Raw genomic sequence first — 16,084 nt, 5'->3', positions numbered from 1 at the left:
AGGATTTTCAAAATGGAAATCGCAAAAACGTTAGACGCAAAAGGTTTAGCATGCCCAATGCCAATCGTGAAGACAAAGAAAGCAATTGATGACGTAGATAGTGGCGAGATTTTAGAAGTGCAAGCAACGGACTCTGGTGCGAAAAGTGATCTAGCTGCATGGACGAAATCATCAGGACATGAACTAGTTGATACCAAAGAAGAAGACGGCGTTTATACCTTTTACGTGAAGAAAGGCTAATGTTTAACGCCTCATTGAAAAGGTTAAAAGACTAATAAGTAAACACTTAAACAAGGAGGATTTTCAAAATGGAAATCACAAAAACGTTAGACGCAAAAGGTTTAGCATGCCCAATGCCAATCGTGAAGACGAAGAAAGCAATTGATGATGTAGCAAGTGGCGAGATTTTAGAAGTGCAAGCAACAGACTCTGGTGCGAAAAGTGATCTAGCTGCATGGACGAAATCATCAGGCCACGAATTAGTTGATACGAAAGAAGAAGACGGTGTTTATACCTTTTACGTGAAGAAAGGCTAAAAAATTTTACACAATCATATACCCTTGGTGGTATAAAGAATTACAGGAGGTTTTAGCATGGCTGAGAAGAAAAAGACAAATATTATCCTATTCAGTGGCGAATACGATAAAGCGATGGCAGCTTATATTATTGCGAACGGAGCAGCTGCCTATGATCACGATGTTACAATCTTTCATACGTTCTGGGGCTTAAATGCCTTAAGAAAAGATGAAAAACTACGTCCACAAAAATCATTTATGGAAAAAATGTTCGGCAAAATGATGCCACGTGGTGCGAAAAACTTACCATTATCAAAAATGAACTTTGCAGGTATGGGTCCAAAAATGATCAAAAGTGTGATGAAAAAGCATAATGCCATGCCAGTAGAAGATCTCATTGATATGGCGAAAGAACAAGATGTCACATTACTAGCATGTACGATGACAATGGACTTACTTGGCATTAAACAAGAAGAGTTAATCGATGGACTCGAATATGGTGGCGTAGCTGCTTATATTGCTGAAGGCGAAGATGGTGCTGTTAACTTATTTATCTAAATTAGTCAGCATGAATGATTTTACAATTATTTACGACACTATAAGTGACAATGTTTGAAAGTGAGGGTCTATTATGAAAGAGATTACCACAGATGAAGTGAAAGAGTTATTAGATCAAGATGCAGATGTAAAAGTGATTGATGTTCGTGAAACGGATGAAGTAGCAGAAGGTCATATTCCAGGCGCTAAAAACATTCCGCTCGGTTTATTGGAATTCCGCGAGAATGAATTAGATAAAAATGAAGACTATGTTATGGTTTGCCGTTCAGGTGGCCGTAGTGGTAAAGCGACACAATATCTAGAAGAACGCGGCTATAACGTCAAAAATATGGCCGGCGGTATGTTAGCTTGGGATGGACCGACAGAAAAATAACGCCCTTAAGTTTTTAGTCTAGTTATAGACCATCATGGCGGTTTTTATAGAGTTAAATCAAAAGCGTGTTTCACGTGAAATATTGAATGATAATGAGGAGGTTTTTGATTATGAGTTTCAAAACACTAACAGTTAATGAATTAGCTAACAAGGTGATGAATCAAGAAGATGTCTTCCTACTAGATGTTCGTAGCGAAGATGCTTTCGAAGACTGGAAGGTTGAAAGCGAGAGTTTCAATTATTTAAACAAACCATATTTCGATCTTGTAGATGGTGTAGAGCCGATTAAAGACGAGGTTCCAGAAAATAAAGATGTTGTCGTTATTTGTGCCAAAGGTAATTCTTCTAAAATGGTTGCAGAGCAGTTAGCAGATGAAGGCTTCGACAATATTTATTCTGTTGAAGGTGGCATGAGAGCATGGAGTGAACACCTAGAACCTGTTAAGTTAGGCGATTTAGAAGATGGAGGCGAATTATATCAATTCGTACGTCTAGGTAAAGGTTGCCTATCTTATATGATCGTATCTGACGGTGAAGCAGCAATTATTGATGCGACTCGTATGGCTGATACGTATATTAATTTCGCAGAAGAAAAAGGTGCAACAATCAAGCACGTATTCGATACGCACCTACACGCTGACCACATTTCTGGTGGCCGTACAATTGCGGATAAAACGGGTGCAACGTACTATCTACCACCGAAAGACGCTGAAGAGATGCAATTAGATTATGCACCAATTCAAGACCAGGAAGAAATCAAAGTTGGGTCATCTAAGATTGATGTTCAAGCGATTTATTCACCAGGCCACACAATTGGTTCAACTTCATTCATCGTGGATGATCAGTACTTGATGACAGGTGATATTCTATTTATCCAATCTATTGGTCGCCCAGATTTAGCAGGTAAAGCTGATGATTGGGTTGGTGACTTACGTGAGACACTATACGAACGCTACAAAGAACTATCAAACGACCTAATTGTACTACCAGCTCACTATTCATTTAAAGAAGAACAAAATGAAGATGGTTCAGTTCAAGAAAAACTAGGTGTTCTATTCGAACAAAATGACGGTCTACAAGTAGAAGATGAGGAAGAGTTCCGTAAGATGGTAACAGAAAACTTACCACCTCAACCAAACTCTCACGAAAGAGTTCGCATGACGAATATGGGTAAAGAAACTCCAGAACTTGAAGAGAAACGTGAAATGGAAGTCGGACCTAACCGTTGTGCTGTAAGATAAATAACTGAATAAAGAGGGAGGTTGTCTCCCTCTTTTTATTTTTCAAAATGAATTACCCTAGGGGGTGTTGGAATGGAATATAGTTTACTGTTTATGCTTGTCATCTTCTTGATTGGCTTTATAGGATCATTTATCTCGGGTATGGTCGGGATCGGTGGTTCGATTGTTAAATATCCCATGCTATTATATATCCCACCACTTTTAGGATTTGCAGCATTTAGTGCACATGAAGTATCGGGTATCAGTGCTGTTCAAGTATTCTTCGCCACGATTGGTGGTGTTTGGGCTTATCGTAAAGGTGGTTATTTAAATAAAGAATTGATTATCTACATGGGTGTCAGCATTTTAATAGGTAGCTTCATTGGTGGATTTGGTTCACGGTTTTTATCGGATGATGGTGTTAACTTCGTCTATGCGATGTTAGCGACCGTTGCTGTTGTGATGATGTTTATGCCTAAGAAAGGTGTGGATGATCAATCATTTGACCAAGTGACATTTAATAAAACATTAGCAGCAACATTAGCGTTCATTGTAGGTGTTGGTGCTGGTATTGTCGGTGCTGCTGGTGCATTCGTGTTAGTGCCAATTATGCTGCTAGTGTTAAAAATACCAACTCGTATGACCATCGCATCATCTTTGGCGATCACCTTTATTTCTTCAATCGGTGCAACGGCTGGTAAATTAATGACAGGACAAGTCTTATTAATTCCTGCCATTATCATGATTGTAGCTAGCTTAATTGCGTCGCCATTAGGTGCAAATGCTGGTAAGAAGATTAATACGAAGTTATTACAAGGTATTTTATCTGTATTAATTTTGGCATCAGCTATCAAAATCTGGCTCGATTTTCTATGATATAATGAAACTCACCTTAGAATAGGTGGGTTTTTTGTATAGGTTTCAAAGGTAAACTATATAAGAGGGTATTATTTGAGTTACATAAAGTGAATGATAAGAATAATCAACTTCTGGAGGATGGTTTACATGCGTGAAACGGAGGATTCGAAGTATATTCAACAACACTTGGCGAATGAACGAACGTATTTAGCCTGGATTCGAACAGCACTAGCAATTATGGGGATAGGCTTTTTAATCGTAAATATTCATTTTTCGACGGGTGCTAGTGTAGGTGGTCAGTCGGATCAGTTAGTTGAAATGATTGGAATCTTATCTGTTGTGATTGGGTTGGTTGCGATTGTTTTTTCAACCGTTCATTATGTACGAAAGAAAAAACAAATTAACGATCAAACATTCACATCTTCCCTTCATCTCGTTTGGTTAATTTCGGCGTTAATGTTAGTTATGGCGGGGCTGTTTTTCGCTTACTTTTATTTATACTAAGTCACGGAGTCATCTCATATTGTTTGTATGGGGTGACTTTTTTATATTGGATAGGCTTACGCGTTTAATTGGTGATTAAACAGATCGGTATGGTATATTATAAGTGTCATTAATTTAAGAAAGTGAGGCGTTATCGATGAATGAAATTACAACAGACGAAGTGAAACAGTTACTTGAAAATAAAGAGGAAGTCAATTTACTCGATGTTCGCGAACCGGAAGAAATTGAACAAGGGCATATTCCTGGCATCAAACATATCCCACTAGGTTCATTAGAAGAACGCAAAGACGAGTTAAGTCAAGATCAGGAGCATGTCGTCATTTGCCGTTCAGGTAACCGTAGTGGTAAAGCCGTTCAATACCTCGAGCAACATGGCTTCAACGCGAAGAATATGGTCGGCGGTATGCTTGATTGGAATGGCCCGGTAGAGCGGTCGTAAATTCGTGAAGCGGGACTATTTTCGTAGAAGAATTTGATTGATATAAAACCAGGCACTTACACTAATAGTGAGTGTTAGATAATCTCGACAGTGTGAAAGAGCAGGATTTATTCCTGTTCTTTTTTTGTGCTTGAACATGATTACCATATTATGTAACATAAAAATAGGCCTTAGGGGGTTAAGTGGAATGGGTAATAAGATGTATAAACAAACACTGAAAATATTAATGACATTTGCAGTAGGGTTCGGATTATTTTTTGGTATAACTATTATATCAGATGTTACTGCTGATACTGATAATGAGAAAACCAATAATGGAAAAACAAACATTGAACAAACAACCATAAAACAGCAAGAAATAACAGAGTTGTCCAAAGAAAAATTTAAAAATGCAAAAAATCAAGAACACCTTAATCCGTTCGGAGATATTCATAGTCAGACTGAACTGCCAGAAAATAAAGTGAAGGATTATATTGATCACATGAGCCACCAAAAAGTTGAGGCTAACGAAAAATGGGGGTTTTATTTAATTACAGATGAACGAATTAAATGGATGATCGAGGCAATACAAGAAAATGATTATAAGCATGGTGAAAGATACATGCATATTTTAAGAGCATGGGAAAGAGACGATTTTGATAGGGTCGATGAACAGCATAATTTTATATGGGAGATGCAAGCCGGTACATTCGGAAAAGCTACAGGGGTTTTAAGCTTAGAGGAAGAAATGAACTACTTAGAATCAGCTGAAAATATAGAATATGGTGAGGAATAAAAGGGGGATTTAATCATGAAAAGAGTTATAACAATATCATTTTTGGTTTTAGCGATGATCGTTGGGGTTAGTTATGGATTTATTGAATCACAGGCAGATAGTCACGAAGATATAACTGAGAGATTTTATAGTGGTGATGTATCGCTTGAAGAACGATTCGCTTATGAATTACATGTTGTCGTGGATGCCATGTTATGTGATTGTGAAGATGAATATGCTCTACCTTTTGGAAATGGTATTCAAACTGCTGTTGAGAGAAGGGTTCATTATTTAGATGCATCTGCAGAAGAAAAAGATAACTTGAAAAAATTGGCGGATGATTTTGTATCCTTACCAGAAAATAATTTAGAGGAATTAGAAAGCCAGATCAATTCAATTGAAGAACAATTAAACCAAGAAACTGACCCTGACGAAATAGAAGAGTTAGAAGCTGAATTAAGTCGATTAGAAACATTACATACTAATAATAAAGATGTTTTAAAAAATGAAATACAAGAAATCCATGATCTTGTTGTTACGATAGATGAGAGAACAAATGGTAGATATTATATAAGTGAACATGAAAGAAAAGGCATATAATAATAAAGCTATTGAAATCTGAAGGAATCATCAAAACAACTTTAAATATAAAACTAAGCAATATATACAATGTCCTTATAAGTTTAACTACAATAAAGTTCTAGCGAAGAAACACACGATCCTTTCGCATAAATCGAAGTTTAAAGCAGCTTGGGAAGGGCTAAAGCCAACTGATATTTTAAGATAAAAGAAATTATTATCTTCTCTGTTTTTAATTTAATAAAACAAAGGTGCTATTTTATGATTTCTAGTCAATCGTTAATTAATCTATCTTGTATAATTTCATTAACTAATCCCCGCACACATCTTACTGTCTCAAATTTCCCTATATTTTACATATCCCCGAATAAAATAATATTTATGTTCATAATAATCAGGGACAAGGAGGATTGTTATGAAACAGATAAAATTTATTTTATTTGCTAGCATACTGTTTTTAGGGGGTATTATGATTAATAATCAAGTAGAAGCTAATTCAAACCAAGAAGAGTACCTTGAAAAAGTTCAAGATGCTAAAGAAACACATGAAAAAATATCAAACTCAAATTTTGTGAATGAGATCAATTTAGAGCTTCAAAAACGTGATGTTAAAGCTTCAGTAGCTACAATAGAGGTGTTTTCATCAGACGATAAAACGGTAAAGATAAAAAGTTCGAAGGTGACACAAGAAAATATTGAGAAAATAGTAAAACAAATTGCAACAGAAAACAATTTAGGTATTTTTAATATTGAAGTCATAAGAGGTTGAGACAAAACCTAATAATGCAAAAGTAACCCCCCCCCCGAACGATTTATTTTTCATAAAAATCGTTCGGGGGTATCTATTTAAATAACGCTCCATCAAAACACTTCATTTAGTTCTACGTGACATAAGCTCAACATCTACTCTGCTAACACAATCGCCGTGTTTCCTTTACCGGGGCTCTATCATATTCATAAAGTGTTGCAGACACTCTATTCTTAGGAGTGTTGATGAGAATCTTAAATTACTGCGCTTTGTGAAATGGTTCAATCAAATTCGTATCTATGGGTTACTGGATTACTTAACATAACCGAATTCAATTTAATTGCGTCATTATATTTTGCCACATTATTAACCCAAAATTGGAGTGAGTTGTTAGTTTAAATTTTTTGGGGGACAGAACCTAAACACTATGTTTTTATAAATAAGTAATCATAGCTACTAATAATAAAGTGAAATTTAACATAGTAAGACCTGCACTTCTCCATCCTCTTCCCAAAAGCGCTATAAAAAAGCCGACAATTGGTAAAAAGAATAAAATTAAATAGTATATATCTTCGATTATCGTAGTCATATATTGATTTAAGAATATAAAAAACAACCAGAATATAACGAACAAAAATGAAATTAGTAGTGAACTTTTGTGTAATTTTTTCTCATAACCTTCGACCCAAGTTCTTGCAACTTGCGTGTAAAAATCGTCTTCTTCTTTTGCAAATCGATTGGTTATAAAAGCATCCATTAATTTAATAGAGCTTTTTGATTTAACGCGTTTAGGTCCTTCTGTTAAATGCGGTGCTAAATACTTTTTTTCAATTAATTGTTCTTCAAACGTTTTCATTAATTTATTAACTTCATTGTGAGTGGATTTTTTTTGTGATTTTATAAAGGTTTTCCTTTTTAATAACTGGTAGGTAAGAAAACGAACAAACCCCAAATAAATTTTAGAATACAGGCTTCGAAACATTCTATTTAACTCATCCTCTCAGTTTGTTTTACTATTAAATCTAATCGTTATAAGATAATAAATCTCCTATGAAAATTGCTATTATTAATAAAAAACAATAACAGATATTCATAGGAGAAACAATGGACATTAGAAAAGATGGCCCCGAATTAATATCCCGGTCAACTTTTAACTGCTTAGTTTTATTAAATTCTCTACTTTTAAGGATGAAGTTTACGGAAAATGCTCTGTCTTATTCAGATAACGCCCTTGTTTGTTAAACAGGAATGACCAAACTTATCAAAAATGTTAAGGCGCTTCACTCCACATTACCATCTCAAAATTAGATTTATTCACTTCACTTATATTTAATACATAAGATTAACTGAATGGAAAACACTATATTGTTTTTTGGACGAGATAATCCATTATATTTATCTAAGTAGAGGTATTTAATATTCTATTCAAATTTGTAATTGATTTTTTATGAAAAATTTAAATTCTTTCTTTTACAGGTAGACTAGTAGGTACATAGCAACGCCTATAAAAAACAGAATAAAGTGAGTTATACATAAACATAACATTCTCCAGCCTTTTCCTAAAATAGCTGATGCAAATCCAATGATAGGGAAAATAAAGATCAAAACTAAATAAATTAGATTTACTAGGGATGTAGACATATGCTGATTGAAGAAAACTACAATTCCTGCGAATAGAATAAATAAAAATAGCATCAGGTAAGAGGTTTTATGAAATTTTTTTTCGTATCCCTCAACCCATTTGTGCGCTACTTGAAGGTAAAACTCATCATCTTTATCTGTTTTATTTAAATCATATGCATTAAAGGAAGATACTAAGGACCTAAAAGATTTTGATTTTACTTTAAGATTTTCGACTGCTTTGTTATTTGAATTATTTGAATGTTTTTTTTCACTAAAATAATCTTCTAATTCTTTTATGAATTCGCTAATTTTTAGATTTCGAGAGTCCTTATGTGATTTAAGAAGAAACCTGCGTTTTAATAACATATATATAACGAAACGACTAAACCACGAGTAAATACGAGGGAGTACCTCTTTTCTAAACAATTTTACCCCCCCTCTAAATAATCTCTTAATTAAATGATTCTCTTTAATTTTAATATAAAAAACATAAAAATTCTCCTAATTAAATTACTCCCCCTCCTGGTAAACTCAACATTTCCTGTTTCGTTCTTTCTTGCGAAGTATGATTTTCTAGGCTATGGAAATCGGTGCCTTCGAATTTGAGTAAGTAAATTAACTATTTTATTGATATGTTAAAATTAACTTAGGAGGGGATAGTATTTGCGAAAATTTTTCTATGATTTAACACTAAAGTACTTGAAAATGACTACTAATCAGTTGCTGAAAAAAATTAACAAAGATAAAAACCGAAAAGAAATCGAATCAACCATGAGAGATTTTGAAAAACAATTCCAGGAGCATGGGATATTAGATGAATCAGGTTTATTAGTTGGCTCTCTTCCAAAACGAAAAGAGCCACTAAGATTAGTTAATGCATTTATTATTGCTCAGAAAAACCCTAATGAAGAAAATTATTATATTCATACTGCTGAAGTGTGGACTCATAAAGAGGATCGAAAAGTTCCAATTATTATTGCTCAGTCTATATCAGCAACTTTTTTGGTTGCATTAGGCGTTCTTCTCGCCATGGACCACCTGGGATTCGAAGTTAGCACATGGATTGGTTTAATAGGATTTATGCCCATTTTAGGAATAATAGCCGCAGCATTCGGTTTAGGGAGGAAACGCTGGATTTGGATCATTATAAATTTTGTATTATCTCAACTGTACAGTTTATTTTACATTATTTAAAATAATGGCAATAATTATAAAGAAACATAGAACAGGGAGTAAGATTACACCACATGCAAAGACCTTAGCGCTAAACTTAGCACTACGGTCATTTTGATTTGCTCTAATTGATCATGCTTATCAGATGTTTTCTAGAGTGAGGCTCTTAACTTTGATAGAAATCATTATTAAAAAGATTATCTCTGTTGAATCATAGATTATTTTCACAAGGATTATGTCGTAAAGACCTTTTTACATATTAAGAAAAAATATTTGTTCTCCCCAGAGTACGACTAAGTTCTCTTATTACTGCTCTTAATACACTTACTCCAATAATCCCTTTTGCTACCAAGGATGAAAAAAGAACTGCAATTAATAGAAGAACTAGAGCGCTAGCTAATGTTCCGTTTGGGTTTCGTTTCCAATCTATATCGTTGAAAACTAACTTCTCTTTAGCGTGTACTCCTTCTTGTACTTCAAATAGTACCTCTAGTGTCAAATAATCCATATCCGCAATATAAGGGAAATCGGTGGAAAATCCCCAATTAAAATCAAAGGAGCTCATCCTTGCTTCTATTACTTTATCGATATCATTTCCCAGAGCTAAATCCAATTCAGCACGAGCTTCAGTTACTTCGTCATACCCTGGCAATAATTCCTCTTTTATGCCATGGATCATTTCTTCGAAAATATTGTCTATTTCATTTTTAAAAGTGTCAGTTTCAATTATCACCGGATCCTCATCTAAATCAAGACTCCACTCGACATTTTTTGGATCTCCCAAAATGATTTCACCCTCTAATTGACCACTTAAGGGCCCAAAGCTAATGTCATAAGCAGTTGAGTAACTAACTCCAGTAGTAGCATCTTTGTCAATAAACTCAAAACTATCACCAAAAGGTGAAGTGATTGTATAATAATCCGCAGGTTCGGGCTCTGGAAGAGTGGATCTCTTAACCTGTGTACGAAAACTTTCAAAATGCTCTAACATATTCGCTGGGCAAAATTTGCCACTCCAGTGGTTGTGGGTGACCACGTTATAAATCGGGATGTTATAATCACGCATTAATTTACGAACTAACACAGCTGCATTCCTTCTTGTTTGTACAAAATCTCCTCCGTTATTTACGCATAATTCAATGCCGATACTATTCCTGTTTCCGTCCCCGGATCCATCCCCAGCATGAAAGCCTGATTCATTTGTAGGCAAGTGTTGATAAATCACTCGGCTGTCATCTACAGTGAAATGCCAAGATGAAAGAGTGCTAGGATTTTGAACATAATTGGAATGCATAAAAGCAGTAGCTCCAGGAGCAGTATTGGCTGTTTCATGAATCGTAATATATCGAGGAAACATAGAATAACCAGGTCGATTATAATTTAAAGTAGGGATAAAGACCTGAGAAATGGAGATATCACCTAAATCACCGCCGATAAAATCAACACTTCCTGTGTCGTCCTCCTCTTCAGGAGAGGTACGAGCTTCCAACCCAAGGGAAGTAAGTGTTTCCGATCCTGCAATGCCGTCTACTGTTAATCCATTCATAATTTGATAGCGTCGAACTGCATCTTCTGTGTTGGGACCGTAAATTCCATCAACGCCGTTGTTCTCAGCATCAATATTTGGATAGAAATTATTATCTACTAAGGCTTGTTGTAATACTCTAACGGACTCTCCAGAATTTCCTGGACTCAAAACAGTACTTTCGGAGATCTCTCCAGAATTTCCATCAATTAGTCCAAGGGAGGAAAGTGTTGAAGGCCCCGCAATGCCGTCTACTGTTAATTCATGAACGATTTGAAACCTGCGAACCGCATCTTCTGTGCTAGGTCCGTAAATTCCGTCCACACCGTTATTATCCGCATCAATATTTGGATAAAAGTTATTGTTAACTAAGGCCTGTTGTAACAAAATTACATCTTCACCTGAATCACCACTTTTTAGCACTGTATCTTTTGTAATAGTCAATTAAAACAACTCCTTTTTAAAATTAAAATTCGGTAATTTGAATTGTTACTTCCTACTTTCAATTGATTGCCCTCCTTTTTGTTCTCATAGTATTTAAAGTGTATTTAAGTAATTAAAAACAACCTCTTATCTTAAATTGCTTTAGAAATACATTAATAATCAATGGTGGAAGATGGCGACCCAAGTAGATACTGAAGTGTTTTAAATTGTGTTAATAATTTAAGTCAGTCCAAAATTATTTTTGCTGTCTATTATATTGTTTAAAGTTATTCACTTTTGAAGATTAAACACAACAAACTTTTATCATTACTTAGGCTTCTTTTTTATTAGTTAAAGTTTAGATTTAACATTTTCTCTTAACTTTGTGATTGCAGATGTTAGCTCTGTGATCTTTTTTTCTAGTCTAATTAATAAATAAATCGTGATCGCAATAGGAAAACCAAAGTTTCCTATTAAGTCATATAATAAATTAACATCCATCTTATAGCCCCCTTTTTAATATAAAGAGAAAGCTTAAAACAAAAGTTTACTAATTATGAAATATTATTTGAAAACAAAAGTACTTAATCATATAATAGAACATATGTTCGATTTTTTGATAAAAAAAGTTGATTACTTGATGATTATTTCTCTTTTGAAATTAAGGAGGAATGGACATGTACGAGGCTTATTATTATGTAGATGAATTTGTTAATCAGAATCCTGAATTATTCGAACAACCGATCATAAAAAGTTTTTTCCAAGATCAAGATCATTTTCTTTTGCTTAAAAAAGCGATTGAGCACAACGATGAAAACGCAAACCAAGAATTAAATCAGCAGTTTATTAAGTTTTATATGACATATAGGTTGGTTAGTTATATATCAGTATTATCTAGAAGGTATACCAATGACTATGATCAAAAGCTAAAAAAGCACCAAGATCGCCATGTCTTAATTCTTGATAAACCAGTGTCAAAAGGTGATGATGCAGCTATTATTGATTTATTTCATGCAGAATATGACGATTATGATTTGCACGGAACTATAACAGACATATTCTCCGATGAGAGACTCATAAATGCGATCAATGAGCTGTCTAACAAGAAAAAACGCATTTTAGAGTTAACGTTCATGGGGCAGTTATCAATTAAGGAGATTGCAGAATACTTCAATGATAGTTCTCAGAATATCTCTAAGCATAAGCGAGATGCTGTTAACAAAATTAAAAGTAAATTGAGTTAACCAGTTGTAGAAAGGGGAGAAAGATATGGAGAACTTCGATGAAAATGTCATCATTCATGAAACGCTGAAGATGATGAAACCAAAAATTAAGAAGAGTATCAATCATACTAGCTACCAAGAACAAGAGGACGTGGAGCAGGAAATCAATTTGAAAGTCGTTGAAGCTGTGAAAAGCGAGAAAATCAAACCGATTGATTTCTGGGAATTTGTTGAGAAGAATAAAAGTGAAAGGACATAATTTTTCCTAATTCCAATGAAGCAAGAGGTAAATGGATTTTGAATTTAAATTACCTGCCTTGTAGTCTGTTGGAAAATTTAATTATCATTTGGTTGTTTTATAAGTAGTAAATCGCTCTTTATATAGTAGATGCGCATCAAAAAAGTTTAAGGAGTGATTATTAATGGCATTAGTTACAAAAGTTATGAATCTTAAACAGGTACAAGATGCTGAACAATCTCATATGGCGTTTCACGATGAACTACAGTATGGTGCAGGACAAAGTACCGTTTCTTCAAATCTAGCAGGAGTATTATTATCATCGTTGAGCACACTGTTTGGTAGAACCGTTGGTACAATATCTACAGTTGCTTATGAGATGGTAAGTATTGCAGATAATCAGAATTCTGATGCAATTGCATCATATGTCAGAGGAGGTGCTATTGCCTTTGAACGTTTAGGTGATTTGTTGAGAAATGGTAACTATATTAATGTAGAATTTCAGTTTGTGAAATTAGATTATTGGAGTAATGCTTCGACACCAGACCACACTTATATGTCTGGGAATGTTCATGACCCAACATCTGCTTATATTATTCAACAAGTACAACAGTCAAATGGTAGTTGGGTTAGTTACACATCATAATATAATTCCAGATAATCAAGCATAAGTATTTGATTTTATGACTGTCGAGAGTCTTGTCTCGACAGTCATTTTTTATGGAAGTATGAAATAAATTACCGAATTTATTTCATATAATAATTATAGTTCCTTCCGTTAGGTATTACAATGCTTATAATTAAACTAAAGTTTAGGATGATTATATGAGAGATAAGAAGAAAATTTTATTGTTAGTCAGTACTATAATTGTTATTGGTTTAACGGTCTATTTTGTAAATGATTATATGAAATACACTACTTTTGAAAATGAGTTTAATACTGTTAAGGATGAATATAATCATGATGAAGAAATAGATATGGTGAGAATCGAGCACAGAAGTTTAGATTCAGAAATGCTGCATGCAAAAAATTTAACTGATCAGAAAAAAATCCATGAAATATCTGAGAACTTTTCTGATATAGAATTAAAAGAAAGTAATCACTATAATCTATCAAATAAAGATCATTACCGAATTGTTTTGCACCATTCAAACTCTCAGCCTTCCACATATATTTCTATATATGAAAATAAAATATTAATAAGTGAACCTTTCATTCATGGTTCTTATGAAGTTATTGACGAAAACAACTTATACACTTACTTAAATAACTCAAGTTTTGATTGGGATGAAGAATTAGAAATAGAAGAGTAAATCAATGCGTGACATGTAAGCGAAAAGAAGAAACGTCATCAGTTAAATCATTATGATCACCTATAATAGTCCTCATGCAAAAATTAGGCGATTTTAAGTTCATCACTTTTAATGTGAAGCGATTTCATATACAATATGAGTACAGAATTTTTAAACAATTAAATAAGTTTGACAACAATTCGAATGAGGTGATGGTCATGAGTGAAAACGTTTTAAAAGGTAGTAACAAACAACACAACTTAAACAATTATGAAGAAACATACCAAAACTTCAGCTGGGATGAAGCGAAAGAGAACTTCACTTGGCATGAGACAGGTAAAGTGAATATCGCATATGAAGCAGTCGATCGTCATGCTGAAAATCCCGATAAAAAAGATCAGGTCGCGTTACAATACGTCTCACCTGACCGCAAGGAATCCTTAACATTTGATCAGTTGAAAAAACAAAGTAATCAGTTTGCGAATGTGTTAAAAGATCAAGGCATTGAGAAAGGTGATCGCGTGTTTTTATTCATGCCGAGATCGCCTGAATTTTACGCGAGCTTCTTAGGTGTTTTGAAAGTCGGTGCGATTGCTGGCCCGTTGTTTGAAGCATTTATGGAACAGGCGGTACAAGACCGTTTGGAAGATAGTGAAGCGGTTATGCTCATTACGACGCCTGAATTATTATCACGTGTGCCTGAAGATCAATTGCCTGACTTAAAGAAAGTCGTCTTAGTCGGTGACTCAAGTGACATTCCAGATGGTTATATCGATTATCATAAAGAAATGGCACAAGCGAGTGAATCATTCGATCTTGAATGGGTTGATTTAGAAGACGGTATGGTGATTCATTATACATCAGGTTCAACAGGTAAACCAAAAGGGGTTTATCATGTTCATAATGCGATGATCCAACATTATCAAACGGGTAAATGGGTGCTCGATTTACAAGAGGATGATGTGTATTGGTGCACTGCTGACCCAGGTTGGGTAACTGGCACGAGCTATGGTATCTTTGCGCCGTGGTTAAACGGGGTAACGAACGTCGTGGTTGGTGGTCGTTTTAGTCCAGAGGCATGGTACGGAACATTAGATGATTATCAAATTTCCGTATGGTATTCTGCGCCAACGGCATTCCGTAAGTTAATGAGCTCAGGTAAAGAGATTGTAGATGACTTTAAATTAGACAGTGTGCGTCATATTTTAAGTGTCGGTGAACCGTTAAATCCAGAAGTCATTCATTGGGGCAAAAAAGCCTTTAATTTACGGATTCACGATACGTGGTGGATGACCGAAACAGGCGCGCAATTAATCTGTAACTATCCAACGATGGATATTCGTCCTGGTTCGATGGGTAAACCGATTCCAGGTGTAACCGCAGCGATTGTAGATGACCAAGGTGAAGAATTGCCTCCGAACCAAATGGGTAACTTAGCGATTAAAGCGGGTTGGCCAGCTCAGATGCGTGCGATTTGGAAACGTCCTGAGAAATTCGAAAGTTATTTCTTAAACGGTTGGTACGTGTCTGGTGATAGTGCTTACCAAGATGAAGATGGCTACTTCTGGTTCCAAGGACGTTTAGATGATGTCATTAATACATCAGGTGAACGTGTCGGTCCATTTGAAGTCGAAAGTAAGTTAATCGAACATGAAGCTGTCGCTGAGGCGGGTGTCATCGGTAAACCTGACCCTGAACGTGGTGAGATCATTAAAGCGTTTGTTGCGCTTAATGAGGGTTACGAAGAATCTGAAGACTTATTAGAAGAAATCCGTCAGTTCGTGAAGAAAGGGTTTGCGGCTCATGCAGCCCCACGTGAAATTCAAGTAACGGACGCCATTCCGAAAACACGTAGTGGTAAGATTATGCGTAGACTCCTTAAATCGCGTGAACTAGGCCTACCAGAAGGCGATACGTCGACGTTGGAAGAATAATTAATGATTTTATTAACAGCACAGTACTCGAACATTATTCCGAGTGCTGTGCTTTTTCTTATGAAACAAGTTTAGATTCCCACAAAATAGGAAACTTAAATAAG

Annotated in this window: 21 protein-coding genes; 17 read left to right on the top strand and 4 right to left on the bottom strand. The window is 35.0% G+C overall.

All coding sequences use genetic code 11. The features are described from left to right. Nucleotides 1-12: 12 nt before the first annotated feature. From FHR85_RS10530 to FHR85_RS10480, 11 genes are all read left to right on the top strand, one after another. Nucleotides 13-240 carry a sulfurtransferase TusA family protein gene (locus FHR85_RS10530; protein WP_167262991.1) on the top strand — a complete coding sequence of 76 codons (228 nt, stop codon included), beginning with the start codon at nucleotides 13-15 and terminating at the stop codon, nucleotides 238-240. A 68-nt stretch (nucleotides 241-308) separates the two neighbouring features. Beyond that, on the top strand, nucleotides 309-536 hold the full coding sequence (locus tag FHR85_RS10525) for a sulfurtransferase TusA family protein (protein WP_167262989.1): 228 nt from the start codon (nucleotides 309-311) through the stop codon (nucleotides 534-536). Nucleotides 537-593: 57 nt separating this feature from the next. Continuing rightward, nucleotides 594-1,073, top strand: coding sequence for a DsrE/DsrF/DrsH-like family protein (locus FHR85_RS10520; protein ID WP_167262987.1), 480 nt, complete (start codon nucleotides 594-596; stop codon nucleotides 1,071-1,073). A 73-nt stretch (nucleotides 1,074-1,146) separates the two neighbouring features. Next, nucleotides 1,147-1,446 (top strand): rhodanese-like domain-containing protein, encoded by a 300-nt coding sequence (locus tag FHR85_RS10515; RefSeq protein WP_167262985.1) that lies wholly within the window; start codon nucleotides 1,147-1,149, stop codon nucleotides 1,444-1,446. A 110-nt stretch (nucleotides 1,447-1,556) separates the two neighbouring features. Continuing rightward, the gene (locus tag FHR85_RS10510) at nucleotides 1,557-2,687 is read left to right on the top strand and encodes an MBL fold metallo-hydrolase (protein ID WP_167262983.1); all 1,131 of its coding nucleotides are present in this window, start codon (nucleotides 1,557-1,559) and stop codon (nucleotides 2,685-2,687) included. 72 nt (nucleotides 2,688-2,759) lie between these two features. Further along, complete coding sequence (locus tag FHR85_RS10505; RefSeq protein ID WP_167262981.1) at nucleotides 2,760-3,542, top strand: sulfite exporter TauE/SafE family protein; 783 nt, start codon at nucleotides 2,760-2,762, stop codon at nucleotides 3,540-3,542. 129 nt (nucleotides 3,543-3,671) lie between these two features. Continuing rightward, nucleotides 3,672-4,028 (top strand): YidH family protein, encoded by a 357-nt coding sequence (locus FHR85_RS10500; RefSeq protein ID WP_167262979.1) that lies wholly within the window; start codon nucleotides 3,672-3,674, stop codon nucleotides 4,026-4,028. 136 nt (nucleotides 4,029-4,164) lie between these two features. Next, nucleotides 4,165-4,467: a rhodanese-like domain-containing protein gene (locus FHR85_RS10495; protein WP_167262977.1), complete on the top strand. Its 303-nt coding sequence runs from the start codon at nucleotides 4,165-4,167 to the stop codon at nucleotides 4,465-4,467. A 187-nt stretch (nucleotides 4,468-4,654) separates the two neighbouring features. After that, entirely contained in the window at nucleotides 4,655-5,242 is a 588-nt protein-coding gene (locus FHR85_RS10490) for a DUF6241 domain-containing protein (protein ID WP_167262975.1), read from the top strand. Between the two features lie 15 nt (nucleotides 5,243-5,257). Beyond that, entirely contained in the window at nucleotides 5,258-5,821 is a 564-nt protein-coding gene (locus FHR85_RS10485; protein WP_167262973.1) for a hypothetical protein, read from the top strand. A gap of 394 nt (nucleotides 5,822-6,215) precedes the next feature. Continuing rightward, entirely contained in the window at nucleotides 6,216-6,569 is a 354-nt protein-coding gene (locus FHR85_RS10480) for a hypothetical protein (protein ID WP_167262971.1), read from the top strand. Nucleotides 6,570-6,981: 412 nt separating this feature from the next. Here the strand turns inward: FHR85_RS10480 and FHR85_RS10475 are convergent, their stop codons facing one another. Together FHR85_RS10475 and FHR85_RS10470 are read right to left on the bottom strand one after the other, a co-directional pair. Next, nucleotides 6,982-7,530, bottom strand: coding sequence for a hypothetical protein (locus FHR85_RS10475; protein ID WP_167262969.1), 549 nt, complete (start codon nucleotides 7,528-7,530; stop codon nucleotides 6,982-6,984). 488 nt (nucleotides 7,531-8,018) lie between these two features. Beyond that, a complete protein-coding gene (locus FHR85_RS10470) occupies nucleotides 8,019-8,597 on the bottom strand; it encodes a hypothetical protein (protein ID WP_167262967.1) in 579 nt (192 codons plus the stop codon). Nucleotides 8,598-8,834: 237 nt separating this feature from the next. Between FHR85_RS10470 and FHR85_RS10465 the strand changes: the two genes are divergently transcribed. Next, nucleotides 8,835-9,365 carry a hypothetical protein gene (locus FHR85_RS10465; protein WP_167262965.1) on the top strand — a complete coding sequence of 177 codons (531 nt, stop codon included), beginning with the start codon at nucleotides 8,835-8,837 and terminating at the stop codon, nucleotides 9,363-9,365. 238 nt (nucleotides 9,366-9,603) lie between these two features. On the opposite strand, the gene FHR85_RS14510 is transcribed toward FHR85_RS10465, so the two are convergent. Continuing rightward, complete coding sequence (locus tag FHR85_RS14510) at nucleotides 9,604-11,313, bottom strand: peptidoglycan recognition protein family protein (protein WP_167262963.1); 1,710 nt, start codon at nucleotides 11,311-11,313, stop codon at nucleotides 9,604-9,606. A gap of 330 nt (nucleotides 11,314-11,643) precedes the next feature. Continuing rightward, nucleotides 11,644-11,793 (bottom strand): YvrJ family protein, encoded by a 150-nt coding sequence (locus FHR85_RS10455; protein WP_167262962.1) that lies wholly within the window; start codon nucleotides 11,791-11,793, stop codon nucleotides 11,644-11,646. A gap of 176 nt (nucleotides 11,794-11,969) precedes the next feature. Here FHR85_RS10455 and FHR85_RS10450 point away from each other — a divergent pair, with 176 nt between their 5' ends. The 5 genes from FHR85_RS10450 to acsA all read left to right on the top strand — a co-directional run bounded on the left by FHR85_RS10450 (nucleotide 11,970) and on the right by acsA (nucleotide 15,980). After that, the gene (locus FHR85_RS10450) at nucleotides 11,970-12,536 is read left to right on the top strand and encodes a sigma factor-like helix-turn-helix DNA-binding protein (protein ID WP_167262960.1); all 567 of its coding nucleotides are present in this window, start codon (nucleotides 11,970-11,972) and stop codon (nucleotides 12,534-12,536) included. Nucleotides 12,537-12,561: 25 nt separating this feature from the next. Beyond that, nucleotides 12,562-12,774, top strand: coding sequence for a hypothetical protein (locus FHR85_RS10445; protein ID WP_167262958.1), 213 nt, complete (start codon nucleotides 12,562-12,564; stop codon nucleotides 12,772-12,774). Nucleotides 12,775-12,937: 163 nt separating this feature from the next. Beyond that, nucleotides 12,938-13,399, top strand: a complete 462-nt coding sequence (locus tag FHR85_RS10440) for a hypothetical protein (protein ID WP_167262956.1) — start codon at nucleotides 12,938-12,940, stop codon at nucleotides 13,397-13,399. 179 nt (nucleotides 13,400-13,578) lie between these two features. Then, nucleotides 13,579-14,067 carry a hypothetical protein gene (locus FHR85_RS10435; RefSeq protein WP_167262954.1) on the top strand — a complete coding sequence of 163 codons (489 nt, stop codon included), beginning with the start codon at nucleotides 13,579-13,581 and terminating at the stop codon, nucleotides 14,065-14,067. 191 nt (nucleotides 14,068-14,258) lie between these two features. Next, nucleotides 14,259-15,980, top strand: a complete 1,722-nt coding sequence (gene acsA / locus FHR85_RS10430; RefSeq protein WP_208379662.1) for an acetate--CoA ligase — start codon at nucleotides 14,259-14,261, stop codon at nucleotides 15,978-15,980. The last annotated feature ends 104 nt before the right edge of the window (nucleotides 15,981-16,084 follow it).

Source organism: Alkalibacillus almallahensis (assembly GCF_011761495.1).
In the GTDB taxonomy this organism is placed as follows: Bacteria; Bacillota; Bacilli; order Bacillales; family Alkalibacillaceae; genus Alkalibacillus; species Alkalibacillus almallahensis.
The sequence above is the reverse complement of the archived record's forward strand: the minus strand, read 5'-3'. Positions and strand labels throughout refer to the sequence as shown.

Bases quoted from the DNA above. Each gene is read 5' to 3' on its own strand.
- FHR85_RS10515 (WP_167262985.1), top strand. From the start codon at position 1,147: ATGAAAGAGATTACCACAGATGAAGTGAAAGAGTTATTAGATCAAGAT.
- FHR85_RS10435 (WP_167262954.1), top strand. From the start codon at position 13,579: ATGAGAGATAAGAAGAAAATTTTATTGTTAGTCAGTACTATAATTGTT.
- acsA (WP_208379662.1), top strand. From the start codon at position 14,259: ATGGTCATGAGTGAAAACGTTTTAAAAGGTAGTAACAAACAACACAAC.
- FHR85_RS10520 (WP_167262987.1), top strand. From the start codon at position 594: ATGGCTGAGAAGAAAAAGACAAATATTATCCTATTCAGTGGCGAATAC.
- FHR85_RS10510 (WP_167262983.1), top strand. From the start codon at position 1,557: ATGAGTTTCAAAACACTAACAGTTAATGAATTAGCTAACAAGGTGATG.
- FHR85_RS10485 (WP_167262973.1), top strand. From the start codon at position 5,258: ATGAAAAGAGTTATAACAATATCATTTTTGGTTTTAGCGATGATCGTT.
- FHR85_RS10500 (WP_167262979.1), top strand. From the start codon at position 3,672: ATGCGTGAAACGGAGGATTCGAAGTATATTCAACAACACTTGGCGAAT.
- FHR85_RS10475 (WP_167262969.1), bottom strand. From the start codon at position 7,530: ATGTTTCGAAGCCTGTATTCTAAAATTTATTTGGGGTTTGTTCGTTTT.
- FHR85_RS10525 (WP_167262989.1), top strand. From the start codon at position 309: ATGGAAATCACAAAAACGTTAGACGCAAAAGGTTTAGCATGCCCAATG.
- FHR85_RS10440 (WP_167262956.1), top strand. From the start codon at position 12,938: ATGGCATTAGTTACAAAAGTTATGAATCTTAAACAGGTACAAGATGCT.
- FHR85_RS10490 (WP_167262975.1), top strand. From the start codon at position 4,655: ATGGGTAATAAGATGTATAAACAAACACTGAAAATATTAATGACATTT.
- FHR85_RS10445 (WP_167262958.1), top strand. From the start codon at position 12,562: ATGGAGAACTTCGATGAAAATGTCATCATTCATGAAACGCTGAAGATG.
- FHR85_RS10480 (WP_167262971.1), top strand. From the start codon at position 6,216: ATGAAACAGATAAAATTTATTTTATTTGCTAGCATACTGTTTTTAGGG.
- FHR85_RS10450 (WP_167262960.1), top strand. From the start codon at position 11,970: ATGTACGAGGCTTATTATTATGTAGATGAATTTGTTAATCAGAATCCT.
- FHR85_RS10530 (WP_167262991.1), top strand. From the start codon at position 13: ATGGAAATCGCAAAAACGTTAGACGCAAAAGGTTTAGCATGCCCAATG.
- FHR85_RS10455 (WP_167262962.1), bottom strand. From the start codon at position 11,793: ATGGATGTTAATTTATTATATGACTTAATAGGAAACTTTGGTTTTCCT.
- FHR85_RS10505 (WP_167262981.1), top strand. From the start codon at position 2,760: ATGGAATATAGTTTACTGTTTATGCTTGTCATCTTCTTGATTGGCTTT.
- FHR85_RS10495 (WP_167262977.1), top strand. From the start codon at position 4,165: ATGAATGAAATTACAACAGACGAAGTGAAACAGTTACTTGAAAATAAA.